Annotated in this window: 14 protein-coding genes; 8 read left to right on the forward strand and 6 right to left on the reverse strand. The window is 65.4% G+C overall.

All coding sequences use genetic code 11. The features are described 5' to 3' along the window. The first annotated feature begins 5 nt into the window (after positions 1-5). Positions 6-239, forward strand: a complete 234-nt coding sequence (locus J2X92_RS07695; protein ID WP_055805098.1) for a CsbD family protein — start codon at positions 6-8, stop codon at positions 237-239. 25 nt (positions 240-264) lie between these two features. Next, positions 265-672, forward strand: a complete 408-nt coding sequence (locus J2X92_RS07700; RefSeq protein WP_307574660.1) for a hypothetical protein — start codon at positions 265-267, stop codon at positions 670-672. A gap of 69 nt (positions 673-741) precedes the next feature. Here J2X92_RS07700 and J2X92_RS07705 read toward each other — a convergent pair whose 3' ends face one another. Further along, complete coding sequence (locus tag J2X92_RS07705) at positions 742-1,185, reverse strand: acyl-CoA thioesterase (protein ID WP_307574662.1); 444 nt, start codon at positions 1,183-1,185, stop codon at positions 742-744. Next, on the reverse strand, positions 1,185-2,117 hold the full coding sequence (locus J2X92_RS07710; protein ID WP_307574664.1) for a histone deacetylase family protein: 933 nt from the start codon (positions 2,115-2,117) through the stop codon (positions 1,185-1,187). Before J2X92_RS07710 ends, J2X92_RS07705 begins: the two co-directional genes overlap by 1 nt. A 171-nt stretch (positions 2,118-2,288) precedes the next feature. Here J2X92_RS07710 and J2X92_RS07715 point away from each other — a divergent pair, with 171 nt between their 5' ends. Then, positions 2,289-2,840: a phasin family protein gene (locus tag J2X92_RS07715; protein ID WP_028258895.1), complete on the forward strand. Its 552-nt coding sequence runs from the start codon at positions 2,289-2,291 to the stop codon at positions 2,838-2,840. Between the two features lie 223 nt (positions 2,841-3,063). After that, a complete protein-coding gene (locus tag J2X92_RS07720) occupies positions 3,064-3,822 on the forward strand; it encodes a 3-hydroxyacyl-CoA dehydrogenase (protein ID WP_307574667.1) in 759 nt (252 codons plus the stop codon). Here the strand turns inward: J2X92_RS07720 and J2X92_RS07725 are convergent. Further along, a complete protein-coding gene (locus J2X92_RS07725; RefSeq protein ID WP_307574668.1) occupies positions 3,770-4,714 on the reverse strand; it encodes a YihY/virulence factor BrkB family protein in 945 nt (314 codons plus the stop codon). The genes J2X92_RS07720 and J2X92_RS07725 overlap by 53 nt on opposite strands. 83 nt (positions 4,715-4,797) lie before the next feature. On the opposite strand from J2X92_RS07725, the gene dnaG reads away from it, so the two are divergent. From dnaG to J2X92_RS07745, 4 genes are all read left to right on the forward strand, one after another. Continuing rightward, positions 4,798-6,774, forward strand: coding sequence for a DNA primase (dnaG, locus tag J2X92_RS07730; RefSeq protein WP_307574670.1), 1,977 nt, complete (start codon positions 4,798-4,800; stop codon positions 6,772-6,774). Between the two features lie 338 nt (positions 6,775-7,112). Further along, complete coding sequence (gene rpoD, locus J2X92_RS07735) at positions 7,113-9,467, forward strand: RNA polymerase sigma factor RpoD (protein WP_307574673.1); 2,355 nt, start codon at positions 7,113-7,115, stop codon at positions 9,465-9,467. 91 nt (positions 9,468-9,558) lie between these two features. Continuing rightward, a complete protein-coding gene (locus J2X92_RS07740; protein ID WP_307574676.1) occupies positions 9,559-10,794 on the forward strand; it encodes a multidrug effflux MFS transporter in 1,236 nt (411 codons plus the stop codon). 4 nt (positions 10,795-10,798) lie between these two features. Further along, complete coding sequence (locus J2X92_RS07745) at positions 10,799-11,929, forward strand: HPP family protein (RefSeq protein ID WP_307574678.1); 1,131 nt, start codon at positions 10,799-10,801, stop codon at positions 11,927-11,929. A gap of 18 nt (positions 11,930-11,947) precedes the next feature. Here the strand turns inward: J2X92_RS07745 and J2X92_RS07750 are convergent, their stop codons facing one another. From J2X92_RS07750 to J2X92_RS07760, 3 genes are read right to left on the reverse strand one after another with little or no spacing between them, the layout of a single operon-like run. Then, a complete protein-coding gene (locus tag J2X92_RS07750; RefSeq protein ID WP_307574681.1) occupies positions 11,948-12,934 on the reverse strand; it encodes a tripartite tricarboxylate transporter substrate binding protein in 987 nt (328 codons plus the stop codon). Between the two features lie 38 nt (positions 12,935-12,972). After that, on the reverse strand, positions 12,973-14,178 hold the full coding sequence (locus tag J2X92_RS07755) for a CaiB/BaiF CoA transferase family protein (RefSeq protein WP_307574683.1): 1,206 nt from the start codon (positions 14,176-14,178) through the stop codon (positions 12,973-12,975). Then, entirely contained in the window at positions 14,175-15,146 is a 972-nt protein-coding gene (locus J2X92_RS07760) for a hydroxymethylglutaryl-CoA lyase (protein WP_307574684.1), read from the reverse strand. Before J2X92_RS07760 ends, J2X92_RS07755 begins: the two co-directional genes overlap by 4 nt. Positions 15,147-15,199: the final 53 nt, after the last annotated feature.

Consider the following 15,199-nt stretch of genomic DNA (forward strand, 5'->3'; position numbering starts at 1 on the left):
TTCGCATGAACAAGGACACCATCGAAGGCAACTGGAAACAGCTCAAGGGCAAGGTCAAGGAGCAATGGGGCAAGTTGACCGACGATGACTTCGACGTGATTGCGGGCAAGCGCGACCAGCTGCTCGGCCGCATTCAGGAACGCCACGGCATCAGCCGCGACGAGGCCGAAAAACAGGTCAAGGACTGGGAAACGCGAGACGGCCGCACGCCGGAAACCCTCTGGTACGAAAAGTATTGATCCACTCAACCACAAGGAAAAACCAATGAAAAAACATCTGCTCATGCTCGCGCTTGCCTCGACCTGCTTCATGGCCACCCAGGCCGGAGCGATGACCAAGGACGAGTACAAGGCCGGCAAGGAAAAGATCGAGGCCGACTACAAGGCCGCCAAGGCCCAGTGCGACGCGCTGAAGGACAACGCGAAGGACGTCTGCCAGAAGGAAGCCAAGGGCAAGGAAAACGTGGCGAAGGCCGAACTCGAACAGCAATACAAGCCGAGCGACGCCCATGCCCGCAAGGTGGCTGAAGAGAAGGTGAAGGCCAATTACGAAGTCGCCAAGGAAAAGTGCGACGACCAGGCCGGCGATGCCAAGGCAGCCTGCGTGAAGCAGGCCAAGGCCGACGAATCGCAAGGCAAGGCCGACATCAAGGCCATGAAGAAGTCCATGTAAGAACCCCCGTGGCCCGAGCGGCTGCGTGGCAAGAGACAACGGCGCCCGAGGGCGCCGTTTGTCTTTAAATCAGGCCTTTAGCGAGTCGACCACCCGCTGCAGCGCCTCGGGCAAAGGCACTGGCCGCTGCGTGGCACGGTCCACGTACACGTGCACGAAATGGCCCTGTGCGGCCGCCGTGTCGGCGCCCTCCGCAAAGAGAGCGATCTCGTAACGCACGCTCGAGCGGCCCGCCTGGGCCACCCTGATCCCTGCTTCGACCGTCTGTGGAAACGCGATGGGAGCGAAATAGTTGCACTGCGTTTCGACCACGAAGCCAATGATCTGCCCCTGGTGGATGTCGAGCGCGCCGCGCTCGATCAGCAGCGCGTTCACCGCCGTGTCGAACCAGCTGTAGTAGACGACGTTGTTGACGTGGCCGTACATGTCGTTGTCGGCCCACCGCGTGGGGATGCTGCGAAATGCGCGGTAGCTGCTTCTGGCGTTCGGCGTGGGTTTGTTGGCGGAGCTCATCACGCGGCATTTTGCCAGCGGCGCCAATAGTCGAAGGCCACCCTGAAGGTGCCGAGCTGCACCTGCACCGTTTCGGCAATATCGGTCGCGTAGCCGCCGGCCATCGCAAAGGCCAGCGGAATGCGGCGCTGCCAGGCCCAGTCGAACACGCGCCGGTCGCGCGCCTCCAGGCCGTCGAAGCTCAGCTTGAGCCGGCCGAGCCGGTCGCGCTCGAAGGGGTCGGCGCCCGCCAGGTAGATCACCAGTCCGGGCGAAAAGCGCCGGTCGAGCTCGTCCAGCGCATGCTCGAGCGCGGTGAGGTATTCGGCATCGCCGCAGCCGTCGGGCAACTCCACGTCCAGGTCGCTCGCCTCCTTGCGAAAGGGGAAGTTCTTCTGCCCGTGCAGGGAGAGCGTGAAGACGCTCGGGTCATTGCGGAAGATGCTGGCCGTGCCATTGCCCTGGTGCACGTCCAGGTCGATCACCGCAATGCGCAGCTGTCGGCCGCTGCGGCCATGCTCCGCCTGCATCAGCCGCGCGGCCACGGCGGCATCGTTGAAAACGCAGAATCCCCCTCCCTTGTCGGCGTAGGCATGGTGCGTGCCGCCCGCCATGTTGGCCGCCACCCCGCCGGCAAACGCGGCGCGGCAGGCGGCAATGGTCGCCCCGGTGGAACGGCGCGAACGCTCGACCATCGCCTCGCTCCAGGGAAAGCCGATCTCCCGCATGGCCTGCGGGCTCACGCTGCCGTCGCTGATGGCGGCGATCCACTGCGGCGTGTGGGCCAGCGCCAGCTCGCCATCGCTGGCGCGGGGCGCCTGTTCCATCTCCACAGCCGGCAGGTGCTCCAGCAATCGGTCGCGCAGCAAGGCATAACGGGACATGGGGAACCGGTGGCCGGGGGGCAGGGGCAGCACGAACTGGCCGGAATAGAAGGCGCGCATGGCCTGCATTCTGGGGCGCCGCGCGAATTTAGAAAGTGTGTTCTAAATTGCTGCAAAGCAGCAAAACCCCCTTGATTGGAAATCTGTGCTGCCTATACTTGAGGCCATGCTGCACCGCAACATAGACGACGAGGGGCAGCGCAATCGTGAACCGACCACCCATCTTTCTGGAGTTTTCAAATGGCCCTGACCGCTGACCAAATCCTCGCCGCCCAAAAAGCAAACCTCGAAACCCTGTTCGGCCTGACCACCAAGGCTTTCGAAGGCGTGGAGAAGCTCGTCGAACTGAACGTGACGGCTTCCAAGGCTGCGCTGGTCGAGGCCGCTGGCACCGCTCAAGCCGCCCTGAACGTCAAGGACGCGCAAGAACTGCTGACGCTGCAAGCCAGCCTGTTCCAGCCCCTGGCCGAAAAGACCGCCGCCTACAGCCGTCATCTGTATGACATCGCCCAAGGCACCGGCGCCGAATTCACCAAGGCTTTCGAAACCAAGGCTGCTGAAGCCCAGCAAACCTTCGTCGGCCTGGTCGACAGCGCTTCCAAGAACGCACCCGCCGGCTCGGAAACCGCCGTCGCCGTGCTGAAGAGCGCCGTGGCTGCCGCCAACAACGCTTTCGAATCGGTCCAGAAGGCTGTCAAGCAAGCTTCCGACGTCGCTGAAGCCAACTTCAACGCCGTGTCGTCGCAAGCTGTTGCCGCCGCCAAGACCGCGACCACCACGCGCAAGCGCTAAGCCGCCCGCTACACAAGTTGTCTCCTTGGGTCCTCACGGATCCAATTCAGGCCTCATCCTCGGATGAGGCCTTTTTTTTGAGCACTTTTGCTCGCCCCCCAGGCTGCGCGCACTTCGTGTCGCTTCTCCCTCCCCCTACCGGGGGCAACACAGAGGCCCGGCAAAGCCGGTTCCTCGGTGTTTCTGGCTTGGATAATGCAAGTCTCATTTCAGGAGACTCTCAATGCAGATCGACGGCAAGGTTTTTATCGTGACCGGTGGCGCTTCGGGCCTTGGCGAAGGCACGGCGCGCATGTTGGCGGCGAATGGCGGCAAGGTGGTCGTGGCCGACATGCAGGCTGAAAAGGGCGAAGCCGTCGCCCAGGGCATCGGCGGCGTGTTCGTCAAGTGCGACGTGAGCCAGGAGGCCGATGGCCAGACGGCGGTTGCCGCGGCGCAGAAGCTCGGCAAGCTGGTGGGCCTGGTCAATTGCGCGGGCATCGCCCCGGCCGAGAAAACCGTCGGCAAGAACGGCGCGCACGCGCTGGCGGTGTTCAGCAAGACCGTTACGGTCAACCTGATCGGCAGCTTCAACATGATCCGCCTCGCGGCCGAGGCCATGAGCAAGAACGAGCCCGAAGCCACCGGCGAGCGCGGCGTGCTGATCTCGACCGCCTCGGTGGCGGCCTACGACGGCCAGATGGGTCAGGCGGCCTACAGCGCTTCCAAGGGCGGCGTGGTCGGCATGACGCTGCCCATCGCGCGCGACCTGGCCCGCAACGGCATACGCAACATGACCATCGCCCCCGGCATCTTCGGCACGCCCATGCTCTTTGGCATGCCGCAGGAAGTGCAGGACGCATTGGCCGCCAGCGTGCCCTTCCCCTCCCGCCTGGGCACGCCCGAGGACTATGCCAAGCTCGCGAAGCACATCATCGAGAACGACATGCTCAACGGGGAGGTGATTCGTCTCGACGGAGCGATTCGACTTCCGCCCCGGTAATCGGCGGAACCGCCGTGCTGCCGGTGCGGTCCAGGCGCTCGTACTGGGCGATGACCTGGGCGCCCAGCAGCACGAGCGTGGCGGCAATCTCCAGACTCAGCAGCACCACGATGGCCGTTGTGAGCGAGCCGTAGACCACGTTGACCTGCGAAAGCGTCGAGAAGTACCAGATCAGCACATGCCGCGTGCCCTCCCATAGGAGCGCGGCCGTCGCGCCGCCGAGCAGCGCGTGGCGCAGCGACATGCGGCCCGCCGGCATCACGAGGTAGAGCGAGGTCAGCATGAAAATCTCGCCGCCGAGCCCCAGCAGGTAGAGCAGCATCCCCGACACACCCGACAGCGACCAGTCGCGCCCGAACAGGTCGACGCTTTCCTGCCCGACCAGCTGCAGTGCGCCCGACACCAGCGTCATCAGCACCAGGCCCACGCACAGGAACAGGATGTACAGGTACGGCATGACGGCGGAAACCAGAAAATGCCGCCGGTGGTCGGCCTTGCGGTGGTGAAAGATCACCGCCATGGCGCTTTCGAGCACGCTGAAGGCCAGCGAGCTGAAGAAAATCATTGTCACCAGCAGTACGGGGCCCATCACGTCGCGATGGTCGAGAAAGTTCGACAGCTCCGTGACAATCGCCTTCGACTGGCCCGGCAGCAGCCATTCCAGATACCTGCCGATGGTGCGCAGCAGTTCGGCCTGCTCGATCAGGTGCGACATCGCAATGACGCTCACGATCAAAAGCGGCACGATGGACAGCAGCGCGTAGTAGGCCACCGCGCCCGCGAGCAGCAGGCCCTGGTTGGCGCGGAAGGCCTTGAGTGCATCCCAGACAAAATTCAAGGGATGGCGCAGCAACAGCGGTGCGGCGTGGTGCAATGGTTTGGGCGTCGTCATCCGTGGACTCCGGGTCACTCCGAGTATGGCGCCCGCGCGCGGGCGTTCGGCCGCTTGCGTATGATTTGCCGCTCTTCGCCTACATGACCATCCCCGCCTCTTTCATCCAGGAACTCATCGCCCGCGCCGATGTGGTGGAAATCGTCGGGCGTTACGTGCAGCTCAAGAAGGCCGGCGCCAATTTCATGGGGCTGTGCCCGTTCCATGGCGAAAAATCGCCCTCTTTCTCGGTCAGCCCGACCAAGCAGTTCTATCACTGCTTCGGCTGCGGTGTGCATGGCAACGCCATCGGCTTTCTCATGGAGCACGCCGGCATGGGTTTTGTCGAGGCGGTGCACGACCTCGCCGGCCAATACGGCCTGCAGGTGCCCGAAGACGATGCCTCCCCCGCCGAACGTGCGCGCGCAGCGAACCAGCGCCAGAAGCAGGCCACGCTGACCGACGTGCTCGAAAAAGCCGGCGAGGCCTACCGCAAGGCCTTGCGGCAGGCGCCAGGCGCCATCGAATACCTGAAGGGCCGGGGTGTCTCCGGCGAAGTGGCCAAACAGTTCGGCATCGGCTATGCGCCCGCGGGCTGGCGCACCCTGGCCAGCGTGTTTCCCGACTACGACGACCCCTTGCTCGCCGAAAGCGGGCTGGTGATCGTCAACACCGAGGACGGCGCCGAAGACGCCAAGCGTTACGACCGCTTCCGCGACCGCGTGATGTTCCCGATCCGCAACGTGAAGGGCGAATGCATCGGCTTCGGCGGCCGGGTGCTCGGCGACGAAAAGCCCAAATACCTCAATTCGCCCGAAACCCCGGTGTTCAGCAAGGGCCGGGAACTCTACGGCCTGTACGAGGCGCGCGCCGCCTTCCGCGAGCGCGGCTATGCGCTGGTGACCGAGGGCTACATGGACGTGGTGGCGCTGGCCCAGCTCGGGTTCCCGAACGCGGTGGCCACCTTAGGCACGGCCTGTACCACCGAGCACGTGCAAAAGCTCTTCCGCTTCACCGAGTCGGTGGTGTTCAGCTTTGACGGCGATGCGGCCGGCCGGCGCGCCGCGCGCAAGGCTCTCGATGGCGCCCTGCCCTATGCCACCGACGTGCGCAGCATCAAGTTCTTGTTCCTGCCGGCCGAGCACGACCCCGACAGCTTCATCCGCGAATTCGGCGCCGACGCTTTCGCCCGCTTCGTGCAGGAAGCCACCCCGCTCTCGCGCTTCATGATCGAGGCCGCGCGCGAAGGCTGCGACCTCACCGCCGCCGAAGGCCGCGCCCACATGAGCAGCAATGCCCGGCCGCTCTGGAGCGCCATGCCCGACGGCGCGCTCAAGCGGCAGATGCTGAGCGAGATCGCCACGCTGGTGCAGCTCGACGCGGCCGCCTTGTCGGAGCTCTGGGCCGCCACGCCCGGCCCGCGCAAGGCCGCAGCGGCGCCTTCGCCGCGCCATGGCAATGAGCCGGGCGACCCGTTCGACTACTCCGACATGCCGCCGCCGTCGGAATACGAACAGCCGCGCTACGAAAACGATAGCAAGCCACGGGGCAAGTTCACCAAAGGCAAGCGCTGGGGCGGCAAGTTCGAGGCGCCCATCGAGCCGCTGCGCGGTCGTGGCAAGCCGCCGAGCCGGCCCGACGTGGCGGTGCGGCTCCTGCTGTCCAACATGGCGCAGTGGGACGCCCTGTCGCACGAGCTTCACGTCATGTTATGCGACCTGCCCGGTGCGCACGGGGCGCTTTTTACCTGGCTCGACAGCCAACTGCACGAGCATGGCGTGCAGCCCTGGGCGGCGCTGCGCGAAGGCATGCGCGGGCTCGATTTCGAACCGCTGGCGGAGCGCCTCATGGCTGTCTCGGAGAGCGCCCCGCCCGCCGAAGGCGAGGAAGCGCAGCATCTGAGCGACGCCGCCAAGGAGCTTTCGAGCGTGCTCGACTTCATGCTCGATGACCTCCTCAAGGCTCAGCAGAGCGAGGCCATAGCCGCCGTGGGCTCGGACCCCAAGGCCCTGGAGCGCTACAAGGCGCTGGAGGCGCGAAGACTCGAATTGCGCGCCCGCCTCAAGTCGTCAGGGTCATAAAACTGCTTGAAATTTGCGCAGTAGGCTATAATGTAAGGCTTCGCAACTGGCGAAATTAGGCAAGAGCGACAGCAGCACCTCCGGGCCGACCCCTAGCGCAACGCACTCCAACGGAAAACATCCGACGGAAAGGGTCACTTACCGCAAGGACTGCACACCAAATGTTCGCCCGACATCTTGCCTGACGAGGAATTTTCTTCCTCTTTCCCAATTGTTTTGTCCGTGCCTGTGCGCGGGCTTTGAGTATTGCCCGTGCCTGTGCGCGGGCTGTGGTGGCGCTGCCTATGTGGCGGTGCGCCTGTGATTTCGCTTGGTCCATCTTGCTGTAACGAGGTCGTATGCCCAGTTCAAAGAAGCCTGCTCCTTCCCTCGCCAAAGGCGCCGCCCCAAAGTCTGTCTCAGAAAAACCGTTGAAAGCTGGCGCTATGCCGGCAACTAAGTCGGGTGCCGCCGCGTCCAAATCGGCAGCCGCAACGAAAGTGAAAACCGTGCCCACGAAATCGACTGTCATCGACGATCCGAAAAAAGCTGCCGCCAAGACGGTTGCCGCCGCCCCTGCCGCCAAGAAAGTAGGCCGTCCGCCCAAGGCTGCCGGCGCCGCCGCGCCCGCCACCGGCGCCAAGCGCGGCCGCAAGCCCAAGGCTGGCAATGACGCCCCCGAGAGCGACATCGACCTGTCGGACATCGAGGAGGATCTGGTCGGCGACGAACCGGCAACCGCAACGACCACCGAGGAAAAGGTCAAGCCGCTGCGCATGAAGATCAGCAAGGCGAAGGAACGCGCCTTGATGAAGGAGTTCGGCCTCGACGAGACCGTGCTCTCTGAAGAAGACTTGGCCAAGCGCCGCTCGCGCCTGAAGACCCTGATCACGCTCGGCAAGACCCGCGGCTACCTCACGCACGGCGAAATCTCCGACCACCTGCCCGACAAGCTGGTCGACGCCGAGACCATGGAAGTCGTGGTCACCATGCTCAACGACATGGGTGTGGCGGTGTACGAGCAAACGCCCGACGCCGAAACCCTGCTGCTGAACAACACCGCGCCCACGGCCACCACGGTCGAAGAAGCCGAGGAAGAAGCCGAAGCCGCGCTCTCCACGGTGGACAGCGAGTTCGGCCGCACCACCGACCCGGTCCGCATGTACATGCGTGAAATGGGCACGGTCGAGCTCTTGACGCGCGAAGGCGAAATCGAAATCGCCAAGCGCATCGAAGGCGGCCTGATGGCCATGATGGAAGCCATCTCGGCCTCCCCCGCCACCATTGCCGAAATCCTGCGCCTGGCCGCGGATATCCGTGAAGGCAAGGTCGTCATCTCCACCGTGGTGGACGGCTTCTCGAACCCGAACGAGGCCGACGACTACGTGGCCGAAGAAGACTTCGACGAATTCGACGAGGAAGACGACGACGACGGCAAGGGCGGCTCCAAGGCGCTCACCAAGAAGCTCGAGGAACTCAAGCGCGACGCGCTCGAGCGTTTCGACCGCATCGCGGGGATGTTCGAGAAGGTCCACAAGATCTACGACAAGGAAGGCTACGGCACGCCGGCCTACCAGAAGGCCCAGCAGGCCCTGTCGGACGAGCTCATGACCATCCGCTTCACGGCCAAGACCATCGAGAAGCTGTGCGACCTGGTTCGCACGCAGGTCGACGACGTGCGCAAAAAGGAACGCGAGCTGCGCCGCATCATCGTGGACAAGTGCGGCTTCCCGCAGGACGAGTTCATTCGCGACTTCTCGGGCTACGACAAGAGCGGCAACCGCATCGCATCGAACCTCTTGAACCTGAAGTGGGTCGAGAAGCAGGCCGCCGCCGGCAAGCCCTGGAGCGCCGTGCTCGCGCGCAACATTCCGCCGGTGCAGGAACTGCAGCAGAAGCTCACCGACATCCAGTCGCGCGTGGTGGTGCCGCTCACGCAGCTGAAGGAAATCAACAAGCGCATGAACGAGGGCGAATCGTCCTCGCGCGACGCCAAGAAGGAAATGATCGAGGCCAACCTGCGCCTCGTCATCTCCATCGCCAAGAAGTACACGAACCGCGGCCTGCAGTTCCTGGACCTGATCCAGGAAGGCAACATCGGCCTCATGAAGGCGGTCGACAAGTTCGAATATCGCCGCGGCTACAAGTTCTCGACCTACGCCACGTGGTGGATCCGCCAGGCCATCACCCGGTCCATCGCCGACCAGGCGCGCACCATCCGCATCCCGGTGCACATGATCGAGACCATCAACAAGATGAACCGCATCTCGCGCCAGCATCTGCAGGAGTTCGGCTTCGAGCCCGACGCCGGCATCCTGGCGGCCAAGATGGAGATCCCGGAAGACAAGATCCGCAAGATCATGAAGATCGCGAAGGAGCCGATCTCGATGGAAACCCCCATCGGCGACGACGACGATTCGCACCTGGGCGACTTCATCGAGGACAGCAGCAACACAGCGCCCATCGAAGCCGCCATGCAGGCGGGCCTGCGCGACGTGGTGAAGGACATTCTCGATAGCCTCACGCCGCGCGAAGCCAAGGTGCTGCGCATGCGCTTCGGCATCGAGATGAGCACGGACCACACGCTGGAAGAAGTCGGCAAGCAGTTCGACGTGACCCGCGAGCGCATTCGCCAGATCGAAGCAAAGGCACTGCGCAAGCTCAAGCATCCTTCGCGTTCCGACAAATTGCGCAGCTTTATTGATACGCTCTGAGCCGGTCTCCGGTATTTCTCTCTGACGAGGAGGCGCCCGCAAGGGCGCTTTCTTTTTGGCCCCTACCGATAAGAAAAATGGAGCAACTCCCATGAATCCCGATGCAGCCAAGCTCTGGCAAGCCCCGCGCTGGGCGCTTGCCGTGCTGCTCGCCGTGCTAGGCATGCTCGGTCCCTTTTCCATCGACACCTACATTCCGGCCTTCTCGGGCATTGCGCGCTCCATCGGCGCCACGCCGGCCGAAATGCAGCAAACGCTTTCGGCCTACCTCTTCGGCTTTGCGTTCATGAACCTGTTCCATGGCGCACTGTCGGACAGCTTCGGACGCCGGCCCGTGGTGCTGTGGGGACTGGCGGTGTTCACGCTGGCCTCGCTGGGCTGCGCGCTGTCGCAGAACATTGCGCAGCTGGTGCTGTTCCGTGGGCTGCAGGGCCTCTCGACCGGCGCGGGCATCGTGGTCTCGCGCGCCGTGATCCGCGACATGTTCCCGCCCGCCGATGCGCAGCGCGTGATGAGCCAGGTGACCATCTACTTCGGCGTCGCGCCGGCCATTGCGCCGATCGTCGGCGGTTTTCTTTTCGTGCATGCCGGATGGCACGCCATCTTCTGGTTCCTGGTCGCAGTCGGCGTGATCCTGTTCGTGGCCAACTACAAGCTGCTGCCCGAAACGCTGCACCAGAGCCAGCGCCAGCCGTTCCAGGTGCGGCACCTGATGCGCGGCTACTGGGACCTCTGCTCCGACCCGCGCTTTCTGCTGCTCGCGTTTGCAAGCGGTGTTCCGTTCAACGGCATGTTCCTCTACGTGCTGGCCGCGCCCGCCTTCCTCGGCGACCACCTCGCGCTGGCGCCAACCCAGTTCTTCTGGTTCTTCCTGCTGACCATCGGCGGCATCATGTCGGGCGCATGGGCCAGCGGCCGCATGGCTGGCAAGGTGGCGCCCAAGCGGCAGATCCGCGACGGCTTTCTGATCATGCTGGTGACTTCGCTCGTCAACGTGGTGGCCAACTCGCTCTTCACCGCGCACGCCGCGTGGGCGCTGTGGCCGCTGGCTGTGTTCGCCTTCGGCTGGGCGCTGATGGTGCCGGTCGTGACCCTGCTGGTGCTCGATCTTCATCCCGAACGGCGGGGCATGGCCTCTTCGCTGCAGGCGGTGATCGGCTCCACCGCCAACGGCGTGGTGGCTGGTGTAGTGGCACCGCTGGTCATGCATTCGACGCTGGCACTGGCGCTCACCTCCACGCTGATGCTGGGCATCGGCCTGGTCGCTTGGGTCTGGTTGCATGGGCAGTGGCCCGAAATCGGCCGCCGGGTCGCTGCGGAGGTCTGACGCCATGCCACAGCTTCCTGCCTTGTTAACGCATGCGCGTGCCTGGCTGCCGGGCCGCAACACCGTCGATGCGCGCGAGCGCATGCGTGCCGTGGCCGGCGCGGCCATCGGCCTTTTGATCACCGCGCTGCTGTGCCGCTGGATGGCGGAAGCGGTGGACGTCAGCATCTGGCTCATTGCGCCGATGGGCGCGAGCGCTGTGCTGGTGTTTGCCGTGCCTGCGAGTCCACTGGCACAGCCCTGGTCGGTCATCGTCGGCAACACGCTGTCCACCGTGGTGGGCATCGCCTGCGTCCGCTGGATACCCGATCCGGCCTGGGCCGCGGCCGTCGCTGTGGGCGCGGCCATCGGGTTGATGTTCGCCAGTCGCAGCCTGCATCCGCCGGGCGGGGCCGCGGCACTGCTCGCGGTGCTCACGCACACCGACCACTTCTCGGCGGCGCTGTTCCCCACCTTTACCAATTCGCTCTTGCTGGTGCTGGCGGGCGTGGCCTACAACACCTTCACGGGCAGGCGCTATCCCCACGTGCAGGTGGTGCGGCCGCCCTCGGCCGATGCGCGTTTCAGCCAGGCCGACATCGATGCGGTGCTGGCCCGCTACAACCAGGTGCTGGACATCAGCCGCGACGACCTCGAGTCGCTGATCCAGCAGACCGAGCTGGAGTCTTACAAGCGCCGGCTCGGCACGCTGCACTGCGGCGACATCATGTCGCGCGACCCGGTGTCGGTGGAGTTCGGCACGCCGCTGCAGGAGGCCTGGATGCTGATGACCCAGCGCCGCATCAAGGCGCTGCCGGTCACCGACCGCACGCGCCGCGTGGTCGGCATCGTGACCCAGGCCGACTTCTTTCGCCTGCTCGACCTTGAGCACCACGAAGGCATTGCCGGAAAGCTGCGCGATCTGATCCGCGCCACGCGCACCGTCGTCTCGAACAAGCCCGAGGTGGTCGGACAGATCATGACGCGCCAGGTGCGCGTGGCCAGCGCCGAGCGGCCCGTGGTCGACCTGGTGCCGCTTTTCTCGGAAGGCGGGCACCACCACATTCCGATCATCGACGGCGAGCGGCGCCTCGTCGGAATGATCACGCAATCGGACTTCGTGCGTGCGCTCTATCGCGCGGTGGGACCGGCGTAAGGGAACAAGGCTCAGAGCCTACTCGAGCACGACGTTGGCCTTCTTCACCAGCGCCGCATAGCGCGCCGCTTCACTGCGGAAGTAGCTCGCGGCCTGCTCGGGCGAAGTCGGCTTGATGACGTTGCCTTGCTTGTCCATGGCGTCGCGCACCTCGGCGCTCGTGAACGCTGCGGCCACGGCATCATGTACGCGCTGGATGTCGGCGGCCTGCATCTTCGGCGGGCCGATGACCGCGAACCAGCCTTCGACCACGTAGTTGGGGAGGCCCTGCTCCGCGATGGTCGGAATCTCGGGCGCGGCCGGCGAGCGCGTGGGGCCGCACAGGCCGATGGCGCGCAGCGCGCCGCTCTTGAGGTGCGGCTGCACCGCGGGGAGCGCCACCACGCCCATCTCGACCTGACCCGCGATCATGTCGGTGACCATCGGGCCCGTGCCCTTGTAGGGAATGTGCCGCGCCTTCACGCCGGCCTCGTCCATGAACATTTCGCCGGCCAGGTGAATGATGGTGCCGTTGCCCGACGAGGCGTAGTTGTAGCCCTCGGGCTTGGCGCGCAGCAGCGCCACCAGCTCCCTCACGTTCTTGGCGGGCAGCTTCGGATTGACCACCAGCACCAGCGGCGTCGCGCCCACCACGCTGATCGGCGTCACGTCGGCGATGGCGTCGAAGGGCATCTTCTTGTACACCGCCGGGTTGATGACGTGGTTGTTCGACACCATGCCCAGCGTGAGCCCGTCGGGCGCCGCCTTGACGAGCGCCGACGTGCCGGTGATGCCGCCCGCACCGGGCAGGTTCTCGATCACCACCGGCTGGCCGAAGGCCTTGCCAAGCGCCACCGAGGCCGCGCGCACGATGGCGTCTACGCCCGAACCGGCGCTGATCGGCAGGATGAAGCGGATGGGTTTGTCGGAGCCCTGCGCGAGCACGGGGCATGCGGCCAGCGCGGCGGCGGAGGCGCCGAAGCCCAATACGGCACGGCGGGTCATGGGGGGAAGAATCTTGTGCATGGTCTTGTCTCTCTTTTGTATGTCTTCGAAAAACGCGTTCAGGCAACGGCCGATTCAGCCTGCATCGCCGCCATCTGCGACTCCGCATAGCCGAGCTCGGCGAGCAGTTCGCGCGTGTGCTCGCCCAGTGTCGGCGGGTCCAGGCGCACGCCCAGCCGCTGGCCGCCCAACGTGATCGGGAACAGCGTCGTCTGCGCCGTCTGCCCGGCGCGTTCGCCATCGGGGAGGCGGATGTCGGCGAGGCCCCCAGTCGCTTTCAGGTGCGGATCCTCGTAGAGGTCTTCGGGCCGGACGATCGGCGCGAAAGGCAGGCCCCGTGCTTCGAAGATCGCCGACAGTTCGGCGGCCGGGCGGTCGGCCAGCCGCTTGCGCAAGTCCGCCAGCAGCATGGGCCGCAGCCGCACCCTGTCGTTGTTGGTGCGCAAGGCAGGGTCGGCCTTCAGGTCGTCGAAGCCCAGCGCGTCGCAGAACACCGTCCATTGCGCGTCGCTCACCGCGGCCAGGAAGATCTGCTCGCCGTCCTTCACAGTGAACACGTCGTACAGCGCCCAGGCCGAGATGCGCTCGGGCATCGGCGCCGCGGCCTGGCCCGTGATGGCGTATTGCAGCATGTGCTGGCCGACCAGGAACACGTTGTTTTCGAACAGCGCGGACTGCACCTCCTGGCCCTTGCCGGTCTGAGTGCGCTGCATCAGCGCGGCCATGGCGCCGATGGCACCGAACATGCCGCCCATGATGTCGTTCACGCTGGTGCCGGCGCGCAGCGGGTCGCCGGGCCGGCCCGTCATGTAGGCCAGGCCGCCCATCATCTGCACCACCTCGTCGAGCGCGGTGCGATGCTCGTAGGGGCCTGGCAGAAAGCCGGTGTGGTTCACGTACACCAGGCGCGGATTGAGCTTGCTGAGCGCGGCATGGCCGAGCCCGTACTTCTCCATGGTGCCGGGCCTGAAATTCTGTGCCACCACGTCGGCCGTGGCGCACAGGCGCATCGCCGCTTCGAGCCCCTGCGGGTGGCGCAGGTCGAGCGCGATGCTCTTCTTGTTGCGGTTGAACATGGGAAAGAAACCGGCGCCCGCGCCCAGCAGGTGCCGCGTGCGGTCGCCGTCGATCGGCTCGACCTTGATGACCTCCGCACCCAGGTCGGCCAGCACCATGCCGCAGGTCGGGCCCATGACCATGTGCGTGAACTCGACCACGCGGATGCCGGTGAGCGGCAGGCGTTTTTCTTCGGTGTTCGCGCTCATGCCGCTGCTCCCGCCGTCGCCACGAAGGTCTTCGGAAAACCCGCGCGCCACACGGTGCCCTGCAGTGTCTCGCCCTCCAGCCAGGCGGCCACGCGCCGGCGGAGGTCGAGCAGCGTCGGCAGATCGATGCCGGTGCCAACGCCCATGCTCTCGAGCATGAACACGAGATCTTCGGTGTCCACGTTGCCGCTGGCCCCGGGCGCATGCGGGCAGCCGCCGATGCCGGCCAGGCAGGCATCGAAGCGCGGGATGCCGACTTCGAGCGCCGCATAGACGTTGGCGAGCCCGAGGCCGCGCGTGTCGTGGAAATGGCCGCACCACAGGCGGTCGCCCGCGATGCGCCTTGCGCGCTCGAACAGGCTGCGCACCATCGCGGGATCGGCATAGCCGACGGTGTCGGCCAGGCTCACGCGGTCGGCGCCGGCGTCGAGCAGCGCCTGCATCAGGCGCAGCACCTCGTCGGGCGCCACGTGGCCCTGGATCGTGCAGCCGAAGGCCGTGCCGACACCGCCATCGATCAGGGTCTTCGAGCCTGCGGCGTCGCGTGCCGCACGGATGCGCGCGACCTCGGCCACCACTTCGTCTGGCGTTTTGCGCAGATTGGCAAGGCTGTGCGCATGACTGGCCGACAGCGGGACCATCATCAGATCGGCCTCGCCCGCAATGGCGAGTTCGGCGCCCCTGAGATTGGGCACCAGCACCGAGGCGAAGAGCCCCGGCAGCGTCTTGGCATACGCCAGCAGCTCGGCCGTGTCGGCCAGCTGCGGCAGCAGACGCGCGGGCACAAAGGAGCCGACTTCGATCTCACGCTGCCCAGCGGCATGCGCATCGCGAATCCATTCGAGTTTTTGCGCCGTGGGCAATGTTCGCGCAATGCTCTGCAGGCCGTCGCGCAACCCCGATTCGCGGACGACCGCGCGGGGCGGCAGAAAAGCGTGCGCTGCGGGCGCAACCGTGGCTTCGTTCAAGGTGTCTCCTTTGAAGGTCTGGCGCTGATGTTAGAAGTTCCTATTCGATTCAG

The organism is Variovorax paradoxus (assembly GCF_030811855.1).
In the GTDB taxonomy this organism is placed as follows: Bacteria; Pseudomonadota; Gammaproteobacteria; order Burkholderiales; family Burkholderiaceae_C; genus Variovorax; species Variovorax paradoxus_L.

Bases quoted from the DNA above. Each gene is read 5' to 3' on its own strand.
- J2X92_RS07725 (WP_307574668.1), bottom strand. From the start codon at position 4,714: ATGACGACGCCCAAACCATTGCACCACGCCGCACCGCTGTTGCTGCGC.
- rpoD (WP_307574673.1), top strand. From the start codon at position 7,113: ATGCCCAGTTCAAAGAAGCCTGCTCCTTCCCTCGCCAAAGGCGCCGCC.
- J2X92_RS07710 (WP_307574664.1), bottom strand. From the start codon at position 2,117: ATGCAGGCCATGCGCGCCTTCTATTCCGGCCAGTTCGTGCTGCCCCTG.
- J2X92_RS07715 (WP_028258895.1), top strand. From the start codon at position 2,289: ATGGCCCTGACCGCTGACCAAATCCTCGCCGCCCAAAAAGCAAACCTC.
- J2X92_RS07750 (WP_307574681.1), bottom strand. From the start codon at position 12,934: ATGCACAAGATTCTTCCCCCCATGACCCGCCGTGCCGTATTGGGCTTC.
- J2X92_RS07700 (WP_307574660.1), top strand. From the start codon at position 265: ATGAAAAAACATCTGCTCATGCTCGCGCTTGCCTCGACCTGCTTCATG.
- J2X92_RS07740 (WP_307574676.1), top strand. From the start codon at position 9,559: ATGAATCCCGATGCAGCCAAGCTCTGGCAAGCCCCGCGCTGGGCGCTT.
- dnaG (WP_307574670.1), top strand. From the start codon at position 4,798: ATGACCATCCCCGCCTCTTTCATCCAGGAACTCATCGCCCGCGCCGAT.
- J2X92_RS07720 (WP_307574667.1), top strand. From the start codon at position 3,064: ATGCAGATCGACGGCAAGGTTTTTATCGTGACCGGTGGCGCTTCGGGC.
- J2X92_RS07755 (WP_307574683.1), bottom strand. From the start codon at position 14,178: ATGAGCGCGAACACCGAAGAAAAACGCCTGCCGCTCACCGGCATCCGC.
- J2X92_RS07745 (WP_307574678.1), top strand. From the start codon at position 10,799: ATGCCACAGCTTCCTGCCTTGTTAACGCATGCGCGTGCCTGGCTGCCG.
- J2X92_RS07705 (WP_307574662.1), bottom strand. From the start codon at position 1,185: ATGAGCTCCGCCAACAAACCCACGCCGAACGCCAGAAGCAGCTACCGC.
- J2X92_RS07695 (WP_055805098.1), top strand. From the start codon at position 6: ATGAACAAGGACACCATCGAAGGCAACTGGAAACAGCTCAAGGGCAAG.